23 protein-coding genes are annotated in these 24,413 nt (G+C 67.6%); 12 read left to right on the top strand and 11 right to left on the bottom strand.

What is annotated here, in order from left to right; genetic code table 11:
- The first annotated feature begins 116 nt into the window (after positions 1-116).
- The 4 genes from AB0G13_RS20505 (at position 117) to AB0G13_RS20490 (ending at position 2,250) form a co-directional block, all read left to right on the top strand.
- Positions 117-371: a hypothetical protein gene (locus tag AB0G13_RS20505; RefSeq protein WP_357876395.1), complete on the top strand. Its 255-nt coding sequence runs from the start codon at positions 117-119 to the stop codon at positions 369-371.
- Positions 372-890: 519 nt separating this feature from the next.
- Positions 891-1,073, top strand: a complete 183-nt coding sequence (locus tag AB0G13_RS20500) for an LIM domain-containing protein (RefSeq protein ID WP_357876393.1) — start codon at positions 891-893, stop codon at positions 1,071-1,073.
- Positions 1,074-1,289: 216 nt separating this feature from the next.
- Complete coding sequence (locus tag AB0G13_RS20495) at positions 1,290-2,039, top strand: IS5 family transposase (protein ID WP_357876391.1); 750 nt, start codon at positions 1,290-1,292, stop codon at positions 2,037-2,039.
- Positions 1,930-2,250, top strand: a complete 321-nt coding sequence (locus tag AB0G13_RS20490; protein ID WP_357876401.1) for a hypothetical protein — start codon at positions 1,930-1,932, stop codon at positions 2,248-2,250. Before AB0G13_RS20495 ends, AB0G13_RS20490 begins: the two co-directional genes overlap by 110 nt.
- Before the next feature lie 484 nt (positions 2,251-2,734).
- On the opposite strand, the gene AB0G13_RS20485 is transcribed toward AB0G13_RS20490, so the two are convergent.
- Positions 2,735-6,025: a DEAD/DEAH box helicase gene (locus tag AB0G13_RS20485; RefSeq protein ID WP_357876389.1), complete on the bottom strand. Its 3,291-nt coding sequence runs from the start codon at positions 6,023-6,025 to the stop codon at positions 2,735-2,737.
- Positions 6,026-6,362: 337 nt separating this feature from the next.
- Between AB0G13_RS20485 and AB0G13_RS20480 the strand changes: the two genes are divergently transcribed.
- The 5 genes from AB0G13_RS20480 (at position 6,363) to AB0G13_RS20460 (ending at position 9,578) form a co-directional block, all read left to right on the top strand.
- The gene (locus tag AB0G13_RS20480; RefSeq protein WP_357876387.1) at positions 6,363-6,716 is read left to right on the top strand and encodes a hypothetical protein; all 354 of its coding nucleotides are present in this window, start codon (positions 6,363-6,365) and stop codon (positions 6,714-6,716) included.
- Positions 6,717-6,718: 2 nt separating this feature from the next.
- Positions 6,719-7,372 carry a nucleotidyl transferase AbiEii/AbiGii toxin family protein gene (locus tag AB0G13_RS20475; RefSeq protein ID WP_357876385.1) on the top strand — a complete coding sequence of 218 codons (654 nt, stop codon included), beginning with the start codon at positions 6,719-6,721 and terminating at the stop codon, positions 7,370-7,372.
- A 117-nt stretch (positions 7,373-7,489) separates the two neighbouring features.
- On the top strand, positions 7,490-7,747 hold the full coding sequence (locus AB0G13_RS20470) for a hypothetical protein (protein ID WP_357876383.1): 258 nt from the start codon (positions 7,490-7,492) through the stop codon (positions 7,745-7,747).
- Positions 7,747-8,742 carry a DUF6880 family protein gene (locus AB0G13_RS20465; RefSeq protein WP_357876381.1) on the top strand — a complete coding sequence of 332 codons (996 nt, stop codon included), beginning with the start codon at positions 7,747-7,749 and terminating at the stop codon, positions 8,740-8,742. Before AB0G13_RS20470 ends, AB0G13_RS20465 begins: the two co-directional genes overlap by 1 nt.
- Positions 8,743-8,804: 62 nt before the next feature.
- On the top strand, positions 8,805-9,578 hold the full coding sequence (locus AB0G13_RS20460) for a hypothetical protein (protein ID WP_357876379.1): 774 nt from the start codon (positions 8,805-8,807) through the stop codon (positions 9,576-9,578).
- Between the two features lie 139 nt (positions 9,579-9,717).
- Here AB0G13_RS20460 and AB0G13_RS20455 read toward each other — a convergent pair whose 3' ends face one another.
- The 3 genes from AB0G13_RS20455 to AB0G13_RS20445 all read right to left on the bottom strand — a co-directional run bounded on the left by AB0G13_RS20455 (position 9,718) and on the right by AB0G13_RS20445 (position 11,952).
- Positions 9,718-9,843, bottom strand: coding sequence for a hypothetical protein (locus AB0G13_RS20455; RefSeq protein WP_357876377.1), 126 nt, complete (start codon positions 9,841-9,843; stop codon positions 9,718-9,720).
- Between the two features lie 46 nt (positions 9,844-9,889).
- A complete protein-coding gene (locus AB0G13_RS20450; protein ID WP_357876375.1) occupies positions 9,890-10,258 on the bottom strand; it encodes a hypothetical protein in 369 nt (122 codons plus the stop codon).
- 131 nt (positions 10,259-10,389) lie between these two features.
- A complete protein-coding gene (locus tag AB0G13_RS20445) occupies positions 10,390-11,952 on the bottom strand; it encodes a nucleotidyl transferase AbiEii/AbiGii toxin family protein (protein ID WP_357876399.1) in 1,563 nt (520 codons plus the stop codon).
- A 226-nt stretch (positions 11,953-12,178) separates the two neighbouring features.
- Here AB0G13_RS20445 and AB0G13_RS20440 point away from each other — a divergent pair, with 226 nt between their 5' ends.
- Entirely contained in the window at positions 12,179-12,757 is a 579-nt protein-coding gene (locus tag AB0G13_RS20440; RefSeq protein ID WP_357876373.1) for a DinB family protein, read from the top strand.
- A 225-nt stretch (positions 12,758-12,982) separates the two neighbouring features.
- Here the strand turns inward: AB0G13_RS20440 and AB0G13_RS20435 are convergent, their stop codons facing one another.
- A complete protein-coding gene (locus AB0G13_RS20435) occupies positions 12,983-13,474 on the bottom strand; it encodes a hypothetical protein (protein WP_357876371.1) in 492 nt (163 codons plus the stop codon).
- Between the two features lie 6 nt (positions 13,475-13,480).
- The gene (locus AB0G13_RS20430; protein WP_357876369.1) at positions 13,481-13,846 is read right to left on the bottom strand and encodes an ADP-ribosylation/crystallin J1; all 366 of its coding nucleotides are present in this window, start codon (positions 13,844-13,846) and stop codon (positions 13,481-13,483) included.
- A gap of 317 nt (positions 13,847-14,163) precedes the next feature.
- Here AB0G13_RS20430 and AB0G13_RS20425 point away from each other — a divergent pair, with 317 nt between their 5' ends.
- The gene (locus AB0G13_RS20425; RefSeq protein ID WP_357876367.1) at positions 14,164-15,795 is read left to right on the top strand and encodes a recombinase family protein; all 1,632 of its coding nucleotides are present in this window, start codon (positions 14,164-14,166) and stop codon (positions 15,793-15,795) included.
- Between the two features lie 122 nt (positions 15,796-15,917).
- Here the strand turns inward: AB0G13_RS20425 and AB0G13_RS20420 are convergent, their stop codons facing one another.
- Entirely contained in the window at positions 15,918-19,487 is a 3,570-nt protein-coding gene (locus AB0G13_RS20420) for an AAA family ATPase (protein WP_357876365.1), read from the bottom strand.
- Positions 19,488-19,897: 410 nt separating this feature from the next.
- On the opposite strand from AB0G13_RS20420, the gene AB0G13_RS20415 reads away from it, so the two are divergent.
- Complete coding sequence (locus AB0G13_RS20415) at positions 19,898-20,152, top strand: hypothetical protein (RefSeq protein ID WP_357876363.1); 255 nt, start codon at positions 19,898-19,900, stop codon at positions 20,150-20,152.
- Between the two features lie 100 nt (positions 20,153-20,252).
- Here AB0G13_RS20415 and AB0G13_RS20410 read toward each other — a convergent pair whose 3' ends face one another.
- The 4 genes from AB0G13_RS20410 to AB0G13_RS20395 are packed head-to-tail and all read right to left on the bottom strand — an operon-like array spanning position 20,253 to position 24,391.
- The gene (locus AB0G13_RS20410; protein ID WP_357876361.1) at positions 20,253-20,735 is read right to left on the bottom strand and encodes a Pycsar system effector family protein; all 483 of its coding nucleotides are present in this window, start codon (positions 20,733-20,735) and stop codon (positions 20,253-20,255) included.
- A 23-nt stretch (positions 20,736-20,758) separates the two neighbouring features.
- A complete protein-coding gene (locus tag AB0G13_RS20405) occupies positions 20,759-21,517 on the bottom strand; it encodes a hypothetical protein (RefSeq protein ID WP_357876358.1) in 759 nt (252 codons plus the stop codon).
- A 1-nt stretch (position 21,518) separates the two neighbouring features.
- The gene (locus tag AB0G13_RS20400) at positions 21,519-23,573 is read right to left on the bottom strand and encodes a hypothetical protein (protein ID WP_357876356.1); all 2,055 of its coding nucleotides are present in this window, start codon (positions 23,571-23,573) and stop codon (positions 21,519-21,521) included.
- A complete protein-coding gene (locus AB0G13_RS20395; RefSeq protein ID WP_357876354.1) occupies positions 23,570-24,391 on the bottom strand; it encodes a hypothetical protein in 822 nt (273 codons plus the stop codon). Before AB0G13_RS20395 ends, AB0G13_RS20400 begins: the two co-directional genes overlap by 4 nt.
- Between the last annotated feature and the right edge of the window lie 22 nt (positions 24,392-24,413).

The raw sequence follows: 24,413 nt of genomic DNA, 5'->3' as shown, positions 1-24,413 counted from the left end.
TTGATCTTCTTCCCTAGACAAGAAGATGATCGACCAGGGGCTGTCTGCATGATCAGCCGGGGTACGCATGAACCTGCCACACGTTAAAGATCAAGTTAGACGGACACGTTGCGGAGGTGTTCGGCTTCAACCGTGAGGGTTTCTCGGACAAGGCGCGCCAGCAGGGCCTGGACCGCCGCGAGCGCATCGTCAAGGCCGTTCGGACCTTGGCGATCTGGATTCGCATCCACCGCGCCGAGTTAGCGGCCCTGCGGGATGCGGTGAAACCAACCGTTCCCGATCCACGACCTGCCAGACCTTCAGTTGATCGACATTGTCTTGTGGACATCGCAGGACGACAAGCCGACATACCGGCGGCCCGGCCATGGTGAACGATGGATCGACCGGCCAGTCGGCCAGCATGTCACAGCCGAGGAGTTACGGCCTGAACCGATCCCCGCAGCCGAATAGTCACTCGTTGGCATGAGAGACGAACCTTGGTCAAGGTCCATCCGTGATGCGCGGCTGCAGATCGCACGCAAGAGGCGCGTTTTCCGTCCGATAACGCGACTTCGGTTTAGATGGTGTCGGCTTGACTGGAGCGAACCCGGCGTCGACCGATAGAGGCGACCAAGGTGCGGGCTGCCGTAGGTGATTCGGGTCTTGCGTTCGCCGAGCCTGTGGCCCGGGAGCTAAGATCGCCTGCGTGGCATGCACAATATGTGGACTCGGCGGGCACAACAGTCGCACCTGCCCGGGCGAGCACCCGTCTTGTCCCAACTGCCGCAGGCCCACAGCCAACATGAAAGACTACTCCGAGCGCCACGACAGCGACTATTGCTCGCCGTTCACCTACCCGGATTGTTGGGGCTGGAAAGCTGCGGAGCCGGTGTGAGGGGAGGAGCGAGAACATGACAACGCTCACCTGCGATGGCTGCCAGGAGCCGATCGAGGACGACGGCAGTCACATCGACTCCAATGGGGAGGACTGGCACGAAGCCTGCTTCGAGGTCAGCGGCGGGCCGTCGTACTGCTGCGGAATGATGTACGAGGACGGCGAGGACACTTGCTTGAGTTGCGGCGAGCCTCTCTAGCGATTTTCGGCTGCAGGTTCCACATGAGAGGGCGGTCTGGCACCCATCCTGACCCAGAACGAGGGTTATGTGGCGGTACCAGGCGTCGGAACGGCGGACCTGGTAGCGGTCCAGGCAGTGTCTCGAAGTCGGGTGTGGCGTGTCGGTGGCCCATAGACGGCGAGGTCTCCGGTAGAGGGTTTTTCGACCAAGAAGAACCTGAATACCGGGGACCTCGTGGCCACCATAGCGGTGACGAGGCGGCACGACCTGACCGACGTGCAGTGGGCGGTGCTGGCGCCGCTGCTGCCTGCAGGTAATGGGCCAGGTCGGCCATCGCAGTGGAACAAGCGGCAGCTCATCGACGGCATCCGATGGCGGGTTCGCGTCGGTGCGCCGTGGCGGGATGTGCCAGCGTGTTACGGCTCCTGGCAAGCCGTGTACGCGCTGTTCCGGCGCTGGCAGCGGGCCGGGGTCTGGCAGCAGATTGTGACCGGATTGCAGGCCCGCGCCGACGCCGCTGGGTTGATCACCTGGGATGTCAGCGTCGACTCCACCATCGCTCGGGCCCACCAGCACGCGGCTGGCGCACTTCGGTGCCCGCAGCAGCAGGCCGAGGCGCCGGGCGCGGTGGTGACGGAGCTGGCCGACCATGCCCTCGGGCGTTCCCGGGTGGACCAGAAGCTGCACCTGGCGTGCGAGCAGGGCGGCAAGCCGCTGTCGATGCTGCTGACCGCCGGGCACCGCGGCGATAGCCCGCAGTTCGCCGCAGTGCTGGCCGGTATCCGCGTACCGGCGCGCCCGTACCGCCACCTCGCCGAAGCGGACCCACCGATCCCGCCACCCCTACATCTTCAAGAGCCTGGTTCACTGCGGCATCTGCGGCCGGAAGATGCAGGGCCAGCACTCCCACGGCGTCGCCTACTACCGCTGCCGCTTTCCGCAGGAGTGCCCTGGCCAACAAGGTCGACCACCCCCGCAACGTGATCATGCGCGAAGACGTACTGATACAACCCTTGGATACCTGGCTGGTCCAGGGCTTCGGGCCAATCTACCGCCAGCACACCATCGCCACGTTCCTCGACCAAGCCCACACCGACATGTCAGCCGCGGCCGCAGTCGCACCGGAAGGACCCACCATATCCGAATGCGACGCAAAGCTCTCTCGCTACCGCGCGGCACTCGACGCCGGCGCTGACCCCACCGTGGTCGCCGGCTGGATCGCCGAAACCCAGGCAGAACGGCAACGCGCCGCACAACGCCACCAAGCGCCGGCCGAAGAAGAATCCCGCACACCCGCTCGCCTCAGCGAGGATCATTATCACCGTTGTCGAGGAACTCGGAGACCTCGTGGACGCCCTGCGCGACGCCGAGCCGGAACACAAGCTGGAGGTCTACCGCAGCCTCGGGCTGCACCCGTCGTACGACCCGGAAACACAAACAGTGCGGGCAAGTGTTGACCTTGCCGCGCACCGTTGGGATTCGGTTCGTGTCCGAGGGGGGATTCGTACACAAATTCGCGGCACCCATGCTCAGCATGGGTGCTCATGCCGTAATCCTATAGCAGTCAACGGGCACTGTGGAGAAGCAGCCGCTGGCCGGGTTGGTCATCATCGCTGCTCGCTGCGGCCCTCACCCCGGTCGGCCCGCCGGGAGCGGCGTGAGGGCTGCCGCGAGGTGCGCTACTCGAGCAGGTCTCGGATGTCGGTGGCGGTCAGCTGCGCGGACGCGAAATCACCGCCGTCGAGGACGCTACCGAACAGTTCGGCCTTTCGGGCCTTCAGCGCCATCACTTTCTCCTCGATCGTGTCCTTGGCGACCAACCGGTACACCATCACGTTGCGGATCTGCCCGAGACGGTGCACGCGGTCCACAGCCTGCGCCTCAGTGGCGGGGTTCCACCACGGGTCGAGCAGGATGCAGTAGTCGGCCTCGGTCAGGTTCAGCCCGAAACCGCCGGCCTTGAGGCTGATCAGGAACACCGGCGCCGTACCGTTCTTAAACTCGGCGAGCACCGTCGCCCGGTCGCGGGTGGACCCGTCGAGGTAGCAGCAGCGGATGCCAGCTGCTTCCAACCGCTCCCGGGCAGCGCCCAGGAACCGGGTGAACTGGCTGTACACCAGAGTCCGGTGGCCTTCCGCGACGAGATCGCTGACTTGCTCGGCCAGCACGTCCAGTTTCGTTGACGACACAGCACGGTGTTTCGGGTCGACCAGGGCGACGTCGAGACTGGCCTGCCGCAGCAGGGTCAGTGACCGGAAGATCTCGAACCGGTGCTGCTGCAGGTCGCCGAGCAAGCCGAGCACCTTCTGCCGCTCCCGCTGAAGGTAGGTCTGGTACACCTTGCGCTGTTTCGGGTTGAGGTCCAGCTCGATGACCTGTTCCTGCTTGTCCGGCAGGTCGGCGGCCACGTCGGCTTTGCGGCGGCGCAGCATCAGCGGCCGGATCCGCCGTCGTAGCTGGGCAAGCCGTTCCGCGTCGTGGGCCTTCTCAATCGGATTGCGGTAGTAGTCAGTGAACCGGTCCGCGCGGGGGAACAGGCCAGGCGCGGTGATGGACACCAGCGACCACAGTTCGAGGAGGTTGTTCTCCATCGGCGTGCCAGTGATGGCGAGCTTGAACGATACCGGGAGTTGCTTTGCGCAGCGGTATCCCTGCGAGTGGGGGTTCTTGACGAACTGTGCCTCGTCGAGGATCAGCCCGGCCCAGTCGAGGGCCTCGTAGTCTTCGAACTCGAGTCGGAACAGGGTATAGGAGGTGGCCACCAGATCCGCACCGCGGACCGCGTCGGCGAGCGTCGCGTTGCGACGCGCGCGGGTCTGGGTGATGGTGGCGACCACGAGGTCCGGTGTGAACCGCCTCGCTTCGCTCGCCCAGTTGTGCACGACGCTGGCGGGGGCGACGACCAGGAACGGCGCCCGCGGACCGCCGGTCTCCCGGACGTGGCAGATCAGGGCCAATGCCTGCAGGGTCTTACCCAGGCCCATGTCGTCGGCAAGGACCCCGCCGAGTCGGTGCTCGTGCAGGGCGGCCAGCCACCGGAACCCGTCCTGCTGGTACGGCCGTAGCGTGGCCTTCAGCCCCGATGGGGTCCGATGCTCGACGCGGCTGCCCGCGCCGGACAGTGAGCGCACCGCCTCCTGCCAGGCAGCGGCCTGGCCGGTAACCTCGCCGAGCTCGGCCAACTCCTGCCACAGCCCGGCCTGGAAGCGCCCAACCCGCAGCACCCCGGGCGGCGGGTCGTCCAACGCGCGGGACTCGGCGATCAGGTCGCGCAGCTGGCGGAACTCGGCACGGTCGAGGCTGAAGTACGTGCCGCTGGGCAAAATGAGGTACTGCTGATCCGCGGCGAGCGCGACGAAAAGCTCGTCGAACGGCACCTGCTCACCGCCGACCGTCACCTGTACCGACAGGTCAAACCAGTCCGGCTGCCCGCTGGTGTCTGCGCCGGCGAACGTGAAGACCGGGGCCTGCAGCGTCTCCTGGTACGCGGGGCCCGCGTCGTCGAACTGCGTGACGACGTCGACGCCGTCGATATCGGTCAACCGGGGCAGGACGTCCTTCAGGAACCGGATCATCGCGTCGCCGGCCACGTCCGCGGCGGCCGCCAGCCGAGGCCCCGCAGGCGTTGACTCCAGCAGGCCCAGCGCCGGGTCGGCGACCAATTCGGTCACCCGCCGCACCACCCTCTCCCGGTCGGCGGCGTGGACGACGGGTGCAGGCGCCCACAGCGGCTCCCGATGATGGCCGTCACCGACCGGCAGCACCCACTCCCATCGCAGCGAGAGCCGATGCCCGGCCATGCGGTTCACCGTCAACGTCAACGCAGCCGCCCCGAGATCGGGCAACCGCACCGACGGATCCACCGCTACCATTTCCGCCTGCCGCAACAGGCTCGGATAGTACTGCTCGAAGAACCGTGCCTCGTCGTCAGCGGGAACCTGGATCGCCGGCTTTGCCAGCATGCCGACGATGCCCGGCTCCAGCGGCCGCTCCAGCGGCGCGAGCCGCAGCACCCTGTCCCTTGGCCGCGGGGCATCCTGGCCCCGCACGCCCCACCAGGCGACGCCGTGGACCGGCTGGCCCACCAGCAGGGACGAATCCGGGGCAACCAGCATGCCGTCGGCCAGCAAGGTTGGTACGAGTAGCAGGCCGTCACTGGTCCGGCCGACCCGTATTGACACCCGCGCCGGTTCCCGGCACACGACGACCCGCCTGGCCGCCTTTCCGGCCTGCACCATCGGCAACCCGGTCTCCTGAGCCTCGCGGAGCAGGTCCCAGATCCGCCGGCTCGCGAACGCGTCGAGGTAGACCGTCTGCTGGTAGCCGCTGTAGTAGTGCCGGTCCTCGGCCGCCGTGGACAGCGCCAGGATCTCCTTGAGGAGCTGCCAGTGCCGCTGCACCCGCCTCGGCTGCCCATAACAGGCGTAACTGAGATTCGACCAGGAGATCCCCGACCGCACCCACCCGCTGCGACCTGGCACCACAGGGCGCAAGGCGATCCGCCACGACGATTCCGCGCCGGCCTGCCCGGCAGCCGCAAGATCGAACTGCAACCCGACGCCGGCCCGGGCCGGCTCCGAAGCGGCGGAAGGCTCGGGCGCCGTACCGACCAGCGGGGACAGCGCGGTCTCCCACGCCGGCGGTGCCGCCACGGCCCGCGGGCGGGACACACCTCGGGCCGACACGACGGCGAGGATCAACGCGGCCGGATGGGCGCAGCCCGGATCGTCACCGCAGCTACACGATCCCTGCACCGCCGTGATGTCGCCACTCGGATCGGTGGACGCGACGGCGGTCACCGTGCCGGACAGGTCGCCGCGGAGCCGGGCACGAGCGTGCCCGGCCTGCGGATCCCACTGCACATCGACCAGCTCACCGCAATTGAGGTGGGCCCGTGCCCGGACGAACAACCGTGTACCCACCGCCACGCGCACGGACTCCTCGTCCTCGGTCAGCAGCAGCCGCGCCAAGGTCACCTCCACGACATCTGGCCCGGGCAGCCGCGAGCGTATCCTCCCGCAAGGTGGGCACTGCCCAGCGCCACCCGTTCCGTCCGTCCCGTCGGCTCGGGCACAAGCGGACCGCGGCCCGACATGGTCGACCGACGTCCGGCGCGAGAACTTTGAACCCCGCGGGTCGGCGGCACCCTGACCCGCCTGTAGTGCGGATCGACACGCGTGTGCTCGTCCTTCCCAGCGATGATCATCAGGCCGCAGGCCGATCCCAGGAGATCAGATGGCCGGCAGGTCGATGTCGTGCCAGCCGGCGACGCCGCTCAGACGTACGATCTGGGCGGGAGGTAGAGACATGGCCAGCGGCAATGGCGCACCGCCTGGTTCACGGTATGTGGACCAGCGGCACTTCGTGGTCGCCGCCACCCTTTCCGACCTGCGCGGTCCGGTTCGCGGTGTGGTGACGCTCGATCGGTGGCTGGACTGGTCCGGCGACAGCGCCTACGACTTGGACGACGCCGGTGATCTGCAGCTGATGTACCAGACGGTGCTGAACCAGGCCAATTCGGTCGACGACTTGCGCCGGTGGTTGCACGGCCCGACTTTGCGCCGTTTGTGGCCCAGCTTGTGGCTCCCGGCCCGGCTGCGGGCGTTGTGGCAGGCACGCTTTCCCGAGCTGACCACGCCGCCGCAGACGCTGGCCGGGTAAGGGTGGATCAGGTTCACCTCCGCTTGGCGGAGATCGGACTGCGGGTCGCTGCCCGCTACGGATTCGCGTTGGCCGGCGGCTACGCCGTGCAGGCCCACGGCATCCTCGACCGCCCGAGCGAGGACATCGACCTGTTCACGGCGTGGGAGCGACGCGGCGAGTTCGCCGCAGCGGTGGACGCCGTAGTCGATGGCTACCGCGACGGTGGGTATTCCGTCGAGGTGACGCAGCAGTTCGACACCTTCGCCCGGCTCGCGGTCACCGATCCCGCTCAACCTGCCCATCCGTACAAGGTCGAGCTGGCGGCCAACTGGCGTGCGTTGCCGCCGGTGATGATGGACGTCGGGCCGGTGCTGCACGCCGACGACGTCGTCGCGGGCAAGATGTCCGCCCTGTACACGCGCGCCGAGCCCCGAGACTTTCTGGACATCGACGCGGCCCTCATGACTGGTCGCTACACCCGGACGCGGCTGTGCGAGCTGGCCGAACAATCCGACGCGGGGTTCGACCGGCGCGTCCTGGCGGACCTGTTCGGCATGCTGGAGCGCTACCCGGACCGACGTTTCGCCGCCTACGGTGCCCACCCCGCCCATATCGATGAAATGCGCAAACGCTTCGCACAGTGGCGCGACGAACTCACCGCCTACCCGGCCTAGCGCACAAAGCAAGGGGCATGATGGCTACCCGCCCGCACCAGGCAGTGGCCCGCATCAGGTTCGCGGAACACCACGTAGCCGCCTGGGTCGTCGCGGGCGTTCTGGTGTGATGTACCGGTGAGCGCAGGGAACGAGAATGGGCTGACTGTGCTGGTGGACCGGTTGCGGCGGGATCGCCGTCGTGACCCGTACGCGGGCCGGCAGGCCTACTCACAGGCGACGCGTGAGGTCGCAGACCGCTGCGCCCGGCTGATCGACGCGAGTGAGGCGGCGGTCGCGGTGCCGGTGCTGCGCAAGGCAGTCGATCGGATGACGACCGCCTTGATGTACATGGACAGCTCCTCCGGGTCCTCGGCAACGACCTCGCCTATCTGATGGAGCTCTACGCCCGGGCGTGCCGGGCCACACCGCCACGACCCGCTGGCCTGGCCGCGTGGCTGGTCCGGCTCGTCTGCGACGGTCCCGGCTGGCCGGACGTGATCCTGCGCGAGTGGGCGCCGGCTCTCGGGACGAAAGGCCTGGCCGAGGTGACCCGGCTGGTCGAGCAGCGTGCCGCGGTGGCGGATCCGGACAACTGGCACCAGCGGTGGACGGTACGGCACCTACGCGAGCAGCTCGCCGAGGTCTCCGGCGACGTGGACCGGTACGTGGCCGTGCTGGCGGAGCACCTGGTCAGCGCCGACCAGTACGAGCGCGTCGTACGGGTGCTGGTCGAGGCGGGACGGCCCGCCGACGCAATCGGCTGGGCTCGACGCGGACTCACCGAACACTCCATGGGCCACCAATCCGCGCGGCTGCGCGACCTGCCGGTGGGGCTGCTGATCGAGACCGGCGATCCGCGGGCCGCGGTGGCCGAGCGTCGGGCTGCGTTCGACAAGCAGCCGACCATCGACAACCTTCGGTCACTGCTGGCGACGGTGGCCGAGACCGACCGCGACGAAACCCACACCGAGTGGGCGCTGACCGTGGTACGCGACCGCGTCGCCCAGCAACCCGGCTACCTGCCTCACCTGATCGACGCGCTGCACCACACCGGCCGTGATGACGAGGCCTGGCACACCGGGCTCGCACGCCTGGACGAACTGCCCGCCCGGCAACGCATCGAACTCCTGCACCGCCGGCAACAAGGCCATCCAGCCGACGTGCGCGAACCCTACCGGGCACTCGTCAACGCCCACCTGCTGAACTCGCATGACAAGCGCCGCTACGACACAGCCATCACGCTGCTGCGCCATCTGCGTGACGCGTACGCGGCCGCCGGCGAAACCGACCAGTTCGCCAAATACCTGGATGAGTTGCGTGGACAGCACCGGCGCCGGCCGGCGTTCCTGGCCAAGCTCGATACCGCCCGTCTCCACCCGGGCCGGTAAAGTGCCCGCCCGGGGCAGTCCGCATCGACATCAACGCGTTCCGGGAATCCGTCCCCACCACGGTGGCCGAGGCCGCGGCACGGCTGCTGAGTAACGGCAGCGTCGGCGAACTCGAACCGGCCGGCGGCGGCGGCGTCCAAGCCGTCGTCCACAGCCACGACGGCGTCTTCCAACCCTGGATCGGAATCGTCGACGGCCTCTTCACCACCGACTACGACTGCGGAACCGTCGGCGACGACTTCTGTGCCCACGCGGTCGCCACCGCACTCACCGCGTTCCACGCCGGTACCGCCTTCTCGGGCGCCGCGACCCCACCTGGCGCCGCCCCTGGTGATCCCGAACACGCTCACTGCCTGGTCGTGGTCGATGTCTGGGCGTGGGGCACCAGTAGCGGCCGTGCCGTCGGCGTGGCTATCGGCGTCGTCTTCATCGCAGTGCTGGCTGCCGTGTTCGCCGTCTCGCAGTGGCCCCGCAGCCTGATAGCCGCACCGTGGCTCGACTGGTTCGCGGTGTGGTTGCTGGTCGGCGTCGTGTGCCTGGCCGCGTTGGTCATCGAAGGGAGCGTTGACCCCTTCTCGTCCCTTACCGAGCCGGGTGGAACCTGGCGGCGGGCAAAGTTCGGTGGGCCGCCTCTGTGGCGACGTTGGCAACCGTGGTCCTGGTGTGCGGCTGCGGGCTCGGCGTCGTCGGGTCCGACGGCGACGGCGACGGCAGGCTGCGGTTCCCTGCCCGTGATGACGAGGTCCTCCCACTGCCGACATCGCTGCGCCTGGTGTCGGCCGACACCTGCGCCGATGGCGGCAGCAGCGGCAACTGCACAGCCGAGTTCCTGGTGACAGCCGCCGATAATGCCGACCGGACAACGACCATTACGCGGCTCGTCGCACACCTCCGCAGCCGTGGTTGGCCACTCCAGCCCGACCACGGCGCCTATCGCAGCACCCGCGAGACCGGCGGGATCCTGAACTGGACATCTCACCAGATGTGGCGGTACGCCGACGGCGTGAGCCGGAACCGGCTCACGCCGGCTACGCCCGTTGTGGCGAACACCTCGACCGCGTAGCGTAGCCGGTCGAGAAAGCCGGTCAGGTTCCCTGCCACCACGTCGAATCGTGGGTCATCGCTGCGGTAGACACCGGCGAGCCGGTCACCGCGTCCACCGCGAACAGGGTGCCGCCGCCATCACTGGCGAACACGACCACGTCCGCGTGAACCGCCCCTGGAGAGACGTCACCTCCAGGCGAGCGACCAGGCCGGGGTCGTGGATGAAGTAGCCGTTGCCAATGTCCGGCAGGCTCACCTCGCGCACCTGCCGATACCACACGAGCAGATCACCCGGCAGACGCGTGCCCGCCAGAGAGGCGAGTTCCTCCTCCCCCGGGCCACCGATCGTGTGCCGGCCAGGCGGGTAACCAAACCGGACTTCGGATCCCGGCAGCAGCCGGTCCAGGCGCGCGGTGACGTCCTCGCGCCAGCGCCGGATGTACGCCCCCACCGTTACCAGCTCCTTCAGCACCGGCCCGACGCTCCCGACGCTGCTGCTGTGTCACTGCCGCCGCCGATCATCCGATGTCCCAGGAGGCCACATGCACGCGACAGTGCAGGCACCGGAACAAGGTACGCCGTCCACGGCGATTGTCGCTGAAGTCAGGTCCAGGCGTGATCGAGGGCCAGCGCCAGCCGCCTGGTCCATTGCTCGGCGGTGCCCGTGATGCCGGGGCACTCGTCGGTGAAGTTGGTCCAGTCGACCTGCCAGGACAAGACGGTTTCGGCCGTGAAGGTATCGGCTTCGGCGCCGAGTTCGGGTCGCATGAGCTGCCGGACGAGGGCTTGGTCGACGGTGGTGTGTTCGGCGAGCAGGACGGCGTCGTAGAGGTCTTTGCCTTGCGGGTACATGTCGGTGGCCAGCCACAGCAGCTTCCACGCCAGCGCCAGCGAGGCGGGCGCGGCCAGTAACGGCTCGTTGACGTCGGGCAGTACCAGCAACTCTGGTGGGACCGGGAGCTCTTCACCGAAGACAACATCGATCTGTACGTGGCCATCCGGTGCCTCTGGTGTGCTGAACGGAATGACGAGTCGGCGTCCGTCGGCGCGTTCATACGTCCAGATGGCGGACTCGGTGATCCGGTCTGGTTGCAGGCCGGCGCCGGGTGCGGTTTGGACGGCGGTCTTGATGTCATCGAGCAGCGTGCGGGCGTCGGCGCTGTCGCTGGTGATGGTGTGCGGGGTGACGACGAAGTCGAGGTCGCCCGGCTCGCGGGCGGCGTCGCCGACCCAGGCCGCCATGGTGACGCTGCCGCGCAGGACCAGATGCTGGCCCCAGGTGGTTGCGGCGATGGCCGCCAAGACGTGATTCATGGCGACGCGTCGGGCGTCGGTCCACAGCTGGCCGGTGGCGGCCACGAGGAAGTCGGGCTCGCCGGCGCGGTAGGCGTTCGGGTACTGCTTGAGGGCGGGGTCGAAAGCAGCCCTCTGTCGGACGGTCGGGCTGGCGGGTAGCGGCTGGTAGGTCGGCGGGTAATGCGGGGAGCCGGCCGGCGCGGACCTCATGCTGTTCTCGCGCTCCAGCGCCCAACCGCTCGCGCCGGGTGTGGGCGAGTCCAGCCAGCCCTGGTCGTGGTGGAGGTCGCTGTCGGAGACGACGTACTCCTGCTCCACCGTCGCGGGCTCGTGGCCCGCGGCCCGGAGGGCCTCGACCAGCTCGTCCAGCCGCTGCCGGGCCGCAGCAAGCCCCACACCGTGGCAGCGCTGGGTGACAAACCGTTCCTGCGCGCCGTCCGCGAACTCACGGCGGGCGTTGCGTGACAGCCGCGCCCCGTGCGGCGCGACCAGGTCGGTGAGAGCCATTAGATCCGCCACCGCCGTACTGGATAGCAGCAGTTTGACGTGATGCTCGAAGTACCGGCCACCCGGCTCGACCGCCGCCTGCTCATCCGACTGTGGTACCCCGACGCACCACGGCGCCGCCTCGATCTTCGAACGGCACGGGTATATCCCTGCCTCGCGCAGTTCGCGTTGCCAACGCTGCACCGCGGCGTGCTGTTCGGTCAGGGTGCCCCGCCCGGTCAGGGTGAGCATCGGTTGAGAGACGTACGCGCCACGATCGAGAACGATGTGGACGAACTTCGCGCCATGTTGGGTGGCGAACGCCGACAGCTTCTCGACGTGATGAGCGTGAGCCGTAATGTGGATCTCGAAGTCCCCCGACATCTCAAGCACCGGCGGAGTCTATGGCACGGCCATCAGGCCGGGACACGCGATTCCCGCGCAGCATGACGTGGCTTTTGTCGGACTTCACCAGGTCGTTGATTGACAGATGCTCGGTCGGAGTGCCTCCACCTTCCCGGCAAAGGCACAGCAGCCGCCGCAGGGCCGCGGTTCGGAGCGCGGGCGTACAGGGCGTCGCGGCGGGCGCGGCGATGAGACCCTGGGCGGCATGACAGACCTCGACGCCAAGGCGAATCTCCATCGGTACCTGCGGGAGGCGCGCGAGGCGCTGCTCGGGAAGCTCGACGGGCTGTCGGAGTACGACGTACGGCGCCCGCTCGTGCCGACCGGGACGAACCTGCTCGGGCTGGTCAAGCACGTGGCCTCGGTGACCGCCGGATATTTCGGCGAGGTGTTCGACCGCCCATTTCCCGAACCCGCCGCGGGCCTGGACGAAGACGCCGAGCCGAACACGGACATGTGGGCCGCAGCCGACGAGTCCCGCGACGACATCATCGGCCTGTGGCACCGAGTCTGGGCACACGCGGACGCCACGATCGAGGCGCTTGCGATCGACGCGCCCGGCTCGGTGCGGTGGTGGCAACACACGCCGGTGACGCTGCACCTCATCCTCGTGCACGTGCTCGCCGAGCTGAACCGGCACGCCGGGCACGCCGACATCGTGCGCGAACTGATCGACGGCCAGGTCGGCTGGCGGCGGCCCGGCGACAACATGGTCGAGGGCGACGAGGCATGGTGGGCCGCCTACCGCGAGAGGCTGGAATCCACCGCGCGCGAGTTCGCCTGAGGACGCGGGTCTTCGTGGCCAGGGCCCTCTTGGCGCCTGGGAGGGCGGACTTGGGGTCCGGATCAGGATTCCGATCGTGGGCGAACTTCGCGCCCGTGGACGGATCGAACAAGCCGCGCCCGTCGTGCGAGACGACCGTGAGGAAGTCCGAGCTGCTTGCCGCATCTGCTGAGAAGCCGACGCCCAGCAGCCCGCCCGCCCATCCCGGCTTCTCGTCTCGTCGAGTCAGTCTTCGTCAACAGCCAGCACGGCTACGAGAATCCCGCCGCCGGTGCCGACGACAAGGGCGTCCATGGTATGCCTGGTGGCCGGGCTCCACGAGCCCAGATCGGTGTTCGTCCACCAGCGGGTCCCATGCCCGAGCAACGTGATCAGCTTCCCGAACACATCCTGGGCCTTATCGGCCGGGTAGCGGCCCCGCACGCCGTAGGCCAGCGTCCGCGACGTCATCCCTACCAGGACGGCGAGCGCCGCGTCCTGATCCACCTCCGCCAGGCACACCGCCAGCGCCTCCGCATCCTGAGGCGCCTGCGGCGGACCACCGAACGAACTGGCCGAGTCGATGACACCACAATCGGCTAGGAACGCGAACACGCCCGCGAGAGGGTCCACGCCACCGGCGAACCCGATCCAGGTCCACAAATGCTCGTTGCCGTAGGGTCCTGGCAGTCCGGCCAGTAGATGCTGAGCCCTCGCGAGCCGCTCAGACGCGTCCAACGCCGGTCACCCCGTCGGCCCACTGTCGGGCCGAAACTCGTGGACGACCTCGATCAGCCCGACGATGTGCTGATTGAACTCGTCGAGCTCCTCAGCGGGCACCCACAGCTCAAGGACGTCGCGGCCGCCGACCTGCCGGACCGGGTAACGGGAGGCGAACACGCGGTCGACCGCGAACCGGGTGACATAACCGACGCCGGAGGCGGGCACGTTCCAGTCCCGGGCGATCATGATCGCGTACTGCTCGTTCAGGACCGGGTAGAAGATCGGCTGGTCGGGCAGCCGCGGCGGCCACGCCTTCCAACCGGAAGCGCGCACGAGGTCGAGCTCCTCGGGGCCGGTCGGCCGCCACAGGGTCATCGTCTCGGCCACCCCGGCACTCCTTCCTGGCCGGCGCAGAGTACCGGCTGGCCCACGACGTAAACCAGCCGTTTCCGTCTTCACCGTCGTACCAGCCAGTCGAAGCCAAGCTGCCGGGCGGCTTTCCCGCTGCCGCCAGCCAGGCACTGCTGGCGGCGCGCCGAAACTCGTTGACACGGTCACCGCACAGCTGCAGACCAGGTGACCAGCCGGGCCTGCCCCGCCCGGTTGAGCCACAGATGTTGCGAGTGGCCGAGTCCCACGAACCACAGCATCGTTAGTCATCTATGCCGAGACAGATGGCTGTAACACCGTGTGGGGAGGTCCTGATGCAGTACGCGCCGGAACTCGACGTCCCCGACCTGCTCGGCTGGTGCATACGGCAGCCAAACCAGCGAGGCCGCGATCGGGCGCGACGCCCGACAACATCACCTCCACCGGGCATCCGTTTCGCCTTCTATAATCGGATGTCCACAGTCGACTTTCAAGACCGGGCGTCGTCGTGTCGGTGGCAGCGCGACTACGCCGAGGATTTGGTCGCCGGTCATGCTCGGATCGTGGTCGAGTTCTTCGACGAGGGTGTCTCTCGCCAGGTCGCTTGGACGGACCGGCCGCAGGCGGCACGGCTGCTCGCTGCCGTGACGGACCCGGCGCGCGGGTTCGACGCGATCGTCGTCGGCGAGTACGAACGTGCCGTCCACGGCCAGCAGCTTGAACAGTTGACTCCCACCTTGCTCAGGCATGGCGTGCAGCTGTGGCTGCCGGAGACCTACGGTCCGGTGGACTTCGACAACCCGCGGCAGTTGGCGCTGCTGGACCTGCTGGGCGTGCACTCCCAGCGGGAGGTGTCCCGAGCCCGGCATCGCACCACTGCGGCCATGCGCGCTCAGGCAGAGTTGCAGGGTCGACATCTCGGCGGACGGCCACCCTACGGCTCCGGCCCTGATCCGAACCGCGCTCACGCCGCCTGGGGACGCCGTCTGCATCGCCTGGAACCCGACCCTGCCACCGCACCCCACGTCCGGTGGATCTTCGAGCAGCGGCTCGCCGGGCGCAGCGTGGCCAGCATCGCCCGCGCCCTCAACGACACCGGCGTTCCCTGCCCGTCCGGCGCCGACCCGGCACGTAACCCGCACCGCAGCGGCCAACGCTGGATGCTGACCACCGTCGCGGCGATCCTGGCCAATCCCCGCTACACGGGCCGCCAGGTGTGGAACCGGCAACGCACCGACCACGACAACCTCACGCCCGACGGGACCGTCGCAGGGCACCGCGAGGTCCAGCGCTGGAACGCCGCCCCGCAGTGGGTCATCTCCCGCCAGATCGCTCACCCGCCGCTGGTCACCGAGGAGCAGGTCGTCGCGACTCAGGCGATCCATACCGCGCCGACGCCAACCGATGGCGCTCCTCGCCATTACCTCCTGGCCGGCCTCGTGTGCTGCGGCGTCTGCGGCCGCATCATGGACTCCCACTGGGTCCACGGCCGTCCCGGCTACCGCTGCCGGCACGGCTACACGAGCACCCGCACCAAGACCTCACCGCAGCCGAAGATCCTCTACATCCGGGAAGACCACCTGCTGGACCGCATCCGACACGACCGCGGACTACACCCTCACCATCCCGCGCTGCGCAGCCCCGACTCGGAAAAGCTCACTGCCTGCCTGCGCACCAACAACATGATCATCGTGTGTGACCACTACGCCTGGACCATCGAATCCGAGAGCGCGATCTACACGCTCAACCCGCACGGAAGCGGCCTCGCCACCACAGCAAAATCCCCGCCCAACGGGACGGGGATCACGCAAAACACGAACAAATATCACAGTTCGTGTGGAAATAACGTGTCCGAGGGGATTCGCACACGTGTACGCATCATATGTGCACCATTCTGGGGTGCACATGCTCATAGATTACGGTACGGCCAGGATTGGCTCAAGCCCGCGCCCCGTTGCCGTGCGTGAGCATGAATAGCAGTTTGGGGGCATGGGGTCGAAGCTTGCCAGCCGGCTCGCTCCGTTATCGACTGACCGAGCTGAACGTGCAGCCATCGAGTTGGATCCCGCCGCTCATGTCCTGGCGAGTTTCAGTCGGTCGGCGTTGACGGCAGCCCGTATCGCTCGCGTTCTTCGGCGCTGAGCGCACGAGGTTCACCGCCTTCGGCCGAAGCCTGCACGCGGTCACCGCAGATATCCCAACTCATGATCGTGCCGTCATCGTAGGTGACGATGAGGGCGTCTTGCCATGACAGGCTGCGCACAATCCCGTGAGGTATGTCGAGTACGCCGAGCGGTCGTCCGTCTTGAGTGCGCCAGAGGTAGAGCATGTGGTCGTCGCTGATGGTTGCCAGCCTGTTTCCGTCGGTTGCCCAGCTGAGGTGTTGGACCTTGCCTGTGTGGCCGACAAAGCGCACGCTTACGTGCTGCTGCGTTACGTTCCAGATCTCGATCTGGTTGCCGACGGCGGCGGCGAGTCTGGTGGAGTCATTCGACCAGGCCAGGGCGGCTACTTTGCCGAGTCCTTCGGTTCGCCATTGGTGGGTACGGGTGTAGTCGTCTCCTCGCCAGAAGCTCACGTTGTGCTTGCTGATGACAGCAGCTATGAGGCTTGAGTCCGGGGACCAGGCAAGCGTTCCGGTGCTGTCTTCGCTGCCGTCGAGGACTGCTAGGCGCTGCGCTGTGGCTACGTGCCAAATTGAAAGGGCGGGTGGTGTTCTGCCGTAGAAGCAATGCGTGTGGACGGCCATCCGCTCGCCGTCGCCGGACCAGGCAAGCGCATACGCCCACGGGAACGGTGTCGATGCCGGTATGCGCCTCGGCTTTCGTCGCGGTCGAGCGCCCCATTGTGCGTGGAGGACACCAGATCCCGCATCCCACACCGTGATCTGCTCCTGCTTTGCCGTGGCGATCAGGTCGCCTGATGGCGAGAACATGATCGACAGGCAATCGTCGCCTCCGAGTCGTAGCGGCGGCGACACCTTATCCGCTTCGATGATCTCTGGCATCGTTCCGGTCCGCTTCACGGCGGCCCGTTTCAAGTCCGGCGACCACGAGATTTTCTGCAGCCTTCCAGTGGGCAGGCGGCGGAAGCTTCGGCCGATGACATCCCAGCTCTCGACGTTGTGAAAGGAGGTTCCCAATCCTATTCGTTTGCCATCGGCGGACCAGCCAATCACGCTGATCTGGTGAGGGCGTGCCCGCCGCTGAATTGTCCGGCCGGTACCGACGTCGATCAGCGCCACGCGGTCACGGCGTCGTGTTCGACGCAAGGAGCAGGCGATGACGTCCTCGACGGGTGACCATGCCATGGCTTCGGCCAGGCCGGGCGGTGCGCTTTCGGCGGCTTGGCCGGTGTCGGTGTTGTAGATCAACAGTTTGCGGAGTTTCGGTGTAAGGATGTCGGTGCGGCGCAGCGTGAACGCCGGAGCGACTGAGACGGCGAGGCGGATTCCGTCGGGTGCCCAGCACAGCACCGGGTTGGACCACGCTACCTGCTGTCGCAGAACCTCCGACACCTGCTCGCCGATGCTGACCACGAGTAGCGTGTCGTCTGAAGCGATGGCCAGCCGGTCGCCCTGGGGAGACCATGCTGTGGCGCGAACGTGTGTGGCCGGGATGCTGACGACCAACTGTGGGACGTCGTCGTTCAAGCGGTAGACGTCGACGGTTCGGTAATCGAACTGTCCCGCAAAGCAGACATCGTCGTACCAAGAGAATGAGTCGAGCGACCCTGTGAGACGCCCCTGTCGGCTGCCCAGGTTTCGGCCGTCGGCGACACGCCACAGCACGACGCCTCGATCGTGTTCGGTGAGGGCGAGGGCGCCGCTGGCACTTAGCAGGGTGTACCCGCGCGCTTCTGGGTCAGTGGCGAAGGCGACCCCGGTGAGGCGTCCGGTGTCGTCCCAGGTGCAGACGTGGCCCATCTTGTCGGCGGTGCGGAGTCTGTGGTTGTTGGGCAGCCAGACCGCGGAGGTAATGCCGGTGGTGTGTCCGATGGGGAGGCGCCTTGTTCGCGGTGTGGTGGTCAGGGCCCAGCACGTCGTCGTCGCGGCCGGGGTGGGTGGCAGCTCGTGTAGCGCGGTGTGGGCGAGCGCCACGGCCAGTTCGTGGTCTTGTCGGCGCACCTGTTGCGCGAACTCGGCCACTCGCTCGGATTGTCGGGTGCGGTCCTGGTGATCGGTCTCCTGGGAGGCGTCGAGTAGGTGGCGGGCTGCGGTGGAGAGGGTCACCTCGGCTGCCAGCGCGAGGGCATCGGCGAGCGCTTGGCCGCGCAAGAGGTCGTCTGTCTGTGGGTTCGCTTGCCATGCTGCCGCGCGGTGTTCGAGCCGGGTGATGCGGTGCAGGCGCTCCTCGTTGGCGTTGATCAGAGCGGCGAGTCGGTGCCACTGGCGGAACAGGGCGTCGTGGGTCAGTTCGAGGCAGGTGCCGTCGTCGACGTCGATGATCAGGCGGGCTGCCCTGAACTCTTCGAGGATATGGGCGGCGGCGGTATCGAGGTCGGCCCGGCGGATCGTCCGTCGTACGGTTTCCTTACCTTCCATACCGATGCCGCGCAGCAGAGCAGAGTCAATGGCGTGTTGGGGATAGCGCGCGGTGAGGGATTCGTAGATCTGCTCGGCGTGAGCTGCGATGGCGCCGCCCACCTCGCCGGCCTGTTCGTATTGGGCCACCGTGATGTGTTGGCGGTCGGACTGTAGGTGCAGACGTTGTAGCAGGTGGCTGAGCAGGGGAAGCGCGTCACCGACCGTGGCGTCGGCGGTCATGCGGTCGATGAGGTCGTCCTCGAACGTGAGTCCTGCAGCCCGGGCGGGTCCCGCGATGGCCTGTCGGATGCGGGCCGGATCCAGCAGACCGATGGCGACCGGCCGGGTGATGAAGCCGGCTTGCTGCTCGGTGAGCCGGCGGCGGAACTCGGGCCGGATCGCCACCAGCAAGCGCAGTTCCGGCAGCACCATCAGCGCCCGGGTCAGCAGGCTCCACCACTGGGCCCGATCTTGCTCGCCGGTCAGGGTGTACAGATCCTCGGCTTGATCAACGACGAGCAGCACAGGTCCGCGGGCGACGCTGAGGAAGCTCGGCACAACCTGCAGTGGGGCTTCCGGAGAGGCGGCTTCCTCGCGCAACAGCCGCGCCATCTGCAGCGCAGCCTCCGGGCCATCCGTCAAGGCTACGGCGAGGCTCATGAACGGATCGGCAGCCGGGCGAAGCGGACCCACCACTGTCCACCGCCGTGGCAGTCGAGCGATGACGCCCGCACGGATCAGCGATGACTTGCCCACTCCCGACGGGCCGACGATAGCGACGATCCGGGTTGCTGGCGCCGGCCCCGAGCGCTCCAGCCGGTGCAGTACGTCCCTTGCCTCGCGGTCGCGGCCAAAGAAGACACCCGCGCGCTCCACCGTGAACGGCGAGAGGCCGGGGTACGGGCTTTCCGCGCTCTGCCAGGTGATCGCCGTCCGGCGGTGTAGGAAGTACCGCCAGCCGAGCCACAGGACAACGCAGAGCGGAAGCCACAGGTAGGCGTAGTCAAGGACAAACCGCCACGGCCCATGCCAGCTGTCCGTTCGCGCCGTCACGATGTTGATAGCCAGACCGACGGCGATCGTGCCCAGCAGGGCACCGGACTCGCGACGGTACTCCCCTGGCGCCCGCCCCACCTGGCCATCGCACTACGAGAAGACACTGCTCGCCAGCCCGTGACGGATAGCCGACAGAGACACCAACCAGGGCCGGGACTGGACTCACACCCGGGCGTGGCCAAGCCCGGATCTAGGTCTGTGGATCTATGGGTGTTTCCGGCCTGACCTGCCGGGCGTTGTGCCTGGTGAGGAGGGTGCCGTATGACCGCGACACTGAATGGTGTGACCGTTCGACGAAGCTGTCACGACGATCCTGCACATCAGCGGCCTGGGCAAAGCCACGTCGCTGACTCCTTGCCCCACCCGTTGTCCTCACTGCGCCGAGAAGACGAGCGCCACAGCTGATCCAGACCGCTGCTACGCCGTGAAATACGCACACCGCAACGGCCTGCTCTAATGGCCATGATCGATGATGGAACGATCGTCGGGTGGCAGACGACCTGGCAGCAGCGGTCAGGGCATATGAGGTCGCGCGGTCAGCAGCCACCGACGCGCAGGAGGAAGCCGCCCGGATCGTCGCCGCCGCGAAGACCGACGTGGTCGCGGCCCGGAGACGGCTCGCCGATGCGATCGTTGCAGCGGCCCGCAACGGAATGCGCCATGTAGCCATCGTGCGGGCAACCGGGTACACCCGTGAACGCGTTCGGCAGATCCTTCGAGCCAACGGCGTCGAGGCCGACTGATCCGGGCCGCCCAGGTGCCGAGCATCCAACGTACGGCTTTCGACATGGTGACGGGACGAGACGCATCCCGCCACCATGTTCGGCGATACCGGCCGACTCGTCAGACCAGCCCGGCCACGAGCCATGCCAACACTCCGAGCACCAGAAGTCGGATCGACCACGTGACATAGGCGAACTTGCGACTCGCCACCATGTTCGCCGCCCAGACGTGTCCCGCCAGCATCCTGGCGGTGGCGTCTTCATCGACTGTGGTTGCCAACCAAGCGTCGACGAATCCCTGGCTGTTGCGTCCGTAACGCTCGGCTACGTACGCGAAGTGGTGCAGAGGCTCCGACGCAGCCGCCTGTCGTCGCGGCATCAGCGTGTGCAACGCGAGGAGCGCACTGGTTGCGGCCGCTACCGCAGAAAACACCGGGAGCACCGGTGACCAGGCCGGGCCCGTCACGGTCAGGGAGTCCTGGCCGGACCACAGGCTGCCGCCCAGGAGCCCGGCGGCTGTAAGGACCGCAGCCGCCTTCACGTCGGCGAAACGAATCGTCTCGTGTAGTTGCTGGAGGGCGTTCCACCCCGCTTCGCTCTGCAAGCCGGAGGACCGGAGCGTCCCCGTCACGACCCGACCCGGTCACTCGGGTCCCCCAGCTGGCTGGCGAGGTCCGTGCGGTCGAAGCTACGGAACACCCGATCGAGCTGGCTGATTAGGTGCCGGCGCTCGTCTGCACTGAGCCCGGCGACAAACTTTCCGATGAGCACACTGATCGGGTCCTCCTCGACCTGCGGGGACGCAGTCACACGCTCACCACCGCCAAGTTGAGCGGCGATCGTATCGAAGAGAGGGTCCGTCAAGGACCGAAGATCGGCCGGGTGGTGGAGATGCCAGTACATCCGAGCTATGTCCGGCCTGCCGAATATCTCGTCACGCAGCCACCGAAGCTGACGCAGTTCGTCTCCGCGACGCTGCTTCTCCAGAGTCGCGCGTCGTTCGGCCTCCTCCCAGGCGGTGGTCACGGCAAGCGCCTCGGGAGGCACGGTGATCCGGACACGCAGATGGGTGAGGACCAGACTGGTCTGCGGCACGGCAATCTCGGTGACGCCCCTGGCATTGATCAGATCAGCCAGGTGGGTCGCAACCGTGACGCGCCGGGGGGCAGCCCACCGGGCGAGGTGGTCCCAGGCAAAGGCACGAACCTTGGCCTCGGCCTCCGGCTCACGTCCCCGCCACTCAACGGTCACCACCGCCTGAAAATTCGCGCCGGGCAGCGCGCTAGTCAGCGTGGCCTCGAACGTGTGTGACGGGGACGGGAAGGGGGGGTGCTTCTCATTCCCGGACGTCCACTCCCGGGAGAGACCCCGCAAGAGATCACGCATCTCATGCTCCTACGGTGAGCGGATCGACCTGGTGCAGGCTCTCGACGATGTGATCACGCACGTCACGCCGATCCGGGCTGATCACGTCGCGATCGACCGGCTGCCACGCGAACGTCAGCTTGGAGAAACGCACGAGGCGGCGGGTCCCGCCGTCCCCACGACGCACCACGTCCCCGAGGAACTCGACAATCCGGATCCGACTAGCCTCGGACAAGAGCGCCGCGTCGAGCAGACTCTCGCCGAACTCCCTACGGGCGTCATCGATCTCGATCTGATCGAAGAGTCGGGCCACGGCCCCGACGAGCCCGATGCGCGACGACTCGTCATGCCAGGTCAGCAACACGGGATGAGCCTCACTACGGGCGAGCGCTGCGAACACCGCCCAAGCCGTTTTCGTACGACCACCAGGTTCGCCTTCGGACCAGTTGGTAACCACCTCGACGATCCGAGGGCGTAGCCGGGGTATCTCCCAGAGCCGACTCACCGCCGTCACGATGGCATCCCGGACGACCGGAGAGTCACGGTGGGCAATGTGGCTCAAACGGGTCAGCGACACCCGGGGATAGAGCCGGGCGAGTTCGCCTGAGCAGACCTCGGCGATGGTGCAGAGGGACTGGTCACTCGCACGCTCCAAGCGCGACCAGCGGTAGAGCAGGCTCCGCACGTCAGCCCCCACCTCATCGCTCATGGCAGTGGCCGTCAGGGCCTGCACCACGTGGGGCCGCAGATTCGGCCGTCCGGTCCAGCGATTCAGCCACACCAGCGGGCGGGTGTCTCGGCTCCGCAACACGATGGCCACCAGATTTCCGACAATCCGTTCCGCCAGCCGGGTCTGCCGATGGTCGTTCCGCCGTAACGGCAGGTCCATGGCCCACTCCCACAGCTTCTTGTGGAACCAGGCAGAGCGGTCACCGTGCAGAAAGGTCAGCACCGCTGCGCCGTAATTCGCCCGCTCGAACCGGAGCCCACCGTCCACCACCTCGGCTTTGATCTCGCTCATCAGCGCCCGTAGTCCGATTTCCGCGAGCCCGTCGGAGCGGGCGGAGGGCAGGTCACCGAGGGTCTGCCCGAGCGAGTTGACCGCGTCCAGCACCTCTGCCGGTGGCTCTCCCTCGAGCAGGGCGGCTGCGACGAGGAACAGCCGATGCCGGACACTCCTGTCTACGCCAAACCAGTTGGCCAGGACGTCGTCCCAGTCACCGTAGGCCCCGCATACCTCCTCGACGAGCTTCGTCACGTCATGCTCGGGATGGTTACGGAGGGCGGTCACGATGATCCCGGTAAGCCGCATAGCGTCCATCACCGTGGCTCGGGTCAGCAAGTCGCCGATGGTGGGATTCCCGATGATGGAGGAAGCGTCGACAGCGTGCACTGCGCATTCGCGACGTACCACCTCCGCAAGGTCTGGGGGCGGGACCTGAAAGATGGAGACGGTCCCGACGCCGCCGGCGGCGGCCCAGACGGCTGGGGTCGCCGCGACCACCAGATTCGCGTCCAGGGTCGCCAGGTGCGCGGCGTGGGCCTGCAACCGGCGGCCCAGGTCGGGACTCACCCGTTCCCGCTGGTCCGGCAGGCGTAACAGGTATGTCACCCCCCGTTCCGCCGGAAGCTCCGCCGCAGCGAACGGGCGCCCCCGCTCCTCGTCGATCAGAATTTCCTCCAATCGCCGCCCCGCCCGGCTCGACTCGTACAGCAGTGCGACCGCAGCGGTCCGCAGCCCGGAGTTGGCCGGGCCCAACACCACCACCCATGGCTGGTCGCCGACGAGGCGGGCTGCGGCGGCCCGGTCGAGAGTGAGGCCCTGGTCCTGGCTGGCCAGTCGGTAGCTGCGTGGCGCGAGTGACTGCACGACCTGCTCGACATAGGCCCGTAGCAGATGGTGCCGGCGAATGGCTTCGTTGATCAGCTTGTTCTCGACGAAGGTCTGGTGCACTCCGCCGTGCACGGTGCCGCCGGTGACCACCTGCCCGACGTTGATGCCGCTGACAGCCTCCGGGTAGAGGTCCTCCTCGAGCCGGTCGTCCTCGGCGAGAGCCACGGTCTCTTCGGGGCTCACGATCGGCTCCCAAGGGGGTTACCGCCGAAGGACTGGTGCATTCCGCCGTGCACGGTCCCACCCCCGACCATCTGCCCGTAGTTGGTGCCCACCGGCTGCTGCGACGGCCGGTAGGCGAGCCCTGGCGGGGACTGAGACTCCGATGCGGGTTCCGCTTCGTTCGTCCGGCCCACCGGCCAGGCGCCCGACGGGGTGGGTAGGTGCAGCCACGCACGCTGCGCGAACGCCTTGCCCTCCACCCGGGCCTCCACGTCGACGAAGTGGTCCGGGTGCAGACCGGAGTAACCAGCACTGATCACGTCGTGGAAGACCCGGTCCGAGACGATCATGGCAACCAGGGTGATGCGCGGTTTGGCTTCCGTGAGCGCGCTCTTGACCACCCCGGAGTCCAGTAGTCGGTGCGTCTCGTTACGTGCTGTCCCATTGCCCCCCTGCCCCACTGCCGCCGAGTCAGTCGGCAGGGGACCCACGTGCAGGCTCACCCGCAACCGCAGAGGCTCTTCCCCCGGGTGTTGGCGCCGGTGGTCGTCCAGACGATTCTGAAGCATGGCCGGAAAGGGGTGGACGAGATACGGGAGTATCCGGGTGGGCAAGCCGACGGCCAGGCCGTCCCCGGTTGGGCCGTAGAAGTCGGGACTCGACCACTCCGCGTCCAGCCCGGCATCCCGCATCGCATCCCCTACGAGCCGATGAATGGTACGGGAGACGTTCTCGTGCGTACAGCCGGGCAGGTCTGTGAAGCCCTTCGCGTCGACCGCCAGCACCGCGCGGTACGGCGGTAGCGGGCGGGACTGCTCGAACGGGGGTGACTGCTCCATATCGCGTTCCCTTCGCAGGCGG

This window comes from Micromonospora sp. NPDC023633, from assembly GCF_040640035.1.
In the GTDB taxonomy this organism is placed as follows: Bacteria; Actinomycetota; Actinomycetes; order Mycobacteriales; family Micromonosporaceae; genus Micromonospora.
Note: the sequence above shows the minus strand (reverse complement) of the source record. Positions and strands in the feature narration are given on the sequence as shown.

Bases quoted from the DNA above. Each gene is read 5' to 3' on its own strand.
- AB0G13_RS20395 (WP_357876354.1), bottom strand. From the start codon at position 24,391: ATGGAGCAGTCACCCCCGTTCGAGCAGTCCCGCCCGCTACCGCCGTAC.
- AB0G13_RS20445 (WP_357876399.1), bottom strand. From the start codon at position 11,952: ATGTCGGGGGACTTCGAGATCCACATTACGGCTCACGCTCATCACGTC.
- AB0G13_RS20425 (WP_357876367.1), top strand. From the start codon at position 14,164: ATGCAGTACGCGCCGGAACTCGACGTCCCCGACCTGCTCGGCTGGTGC.
- AB0G13_RS20465 (WP_357876381.1), top strand. From the start codon at position 7,747: ATGGAGCTCTACGCCCGGGCGTGCCGGGCCACACCGCCACGACCCGCT.
- AB0G13_RS20500 (WP_357876393.1), top strand. From the start codon at position 891: ATGACAACGCTCACCTGCGATGGCTGCCAGGAGCCGATCGAGGACGAC.
- AB0G13_RS20405 (WP_357876358.1), bottom strand. From the start codon at position 21,517: ATGCGTGATCTCTTGCGGGGTCTCTCCCGGGAGTGGACGTCCGGGAAT.
- AB0G13_RS20440 (WP_357876373.1), top strand. From the start codon at position 12,179: ATGACAGACCTCGACGCCAAGGCGAATCTCCATCGGTACCTGCGGGAG.
- AB0G13_RS20480 (WP_357876387.1), top strand. From the start codon at position 6,363: ATGGCCAGCGGCAATGGCGCACCGCCTGGTTCACGGTATGTGGACCAG.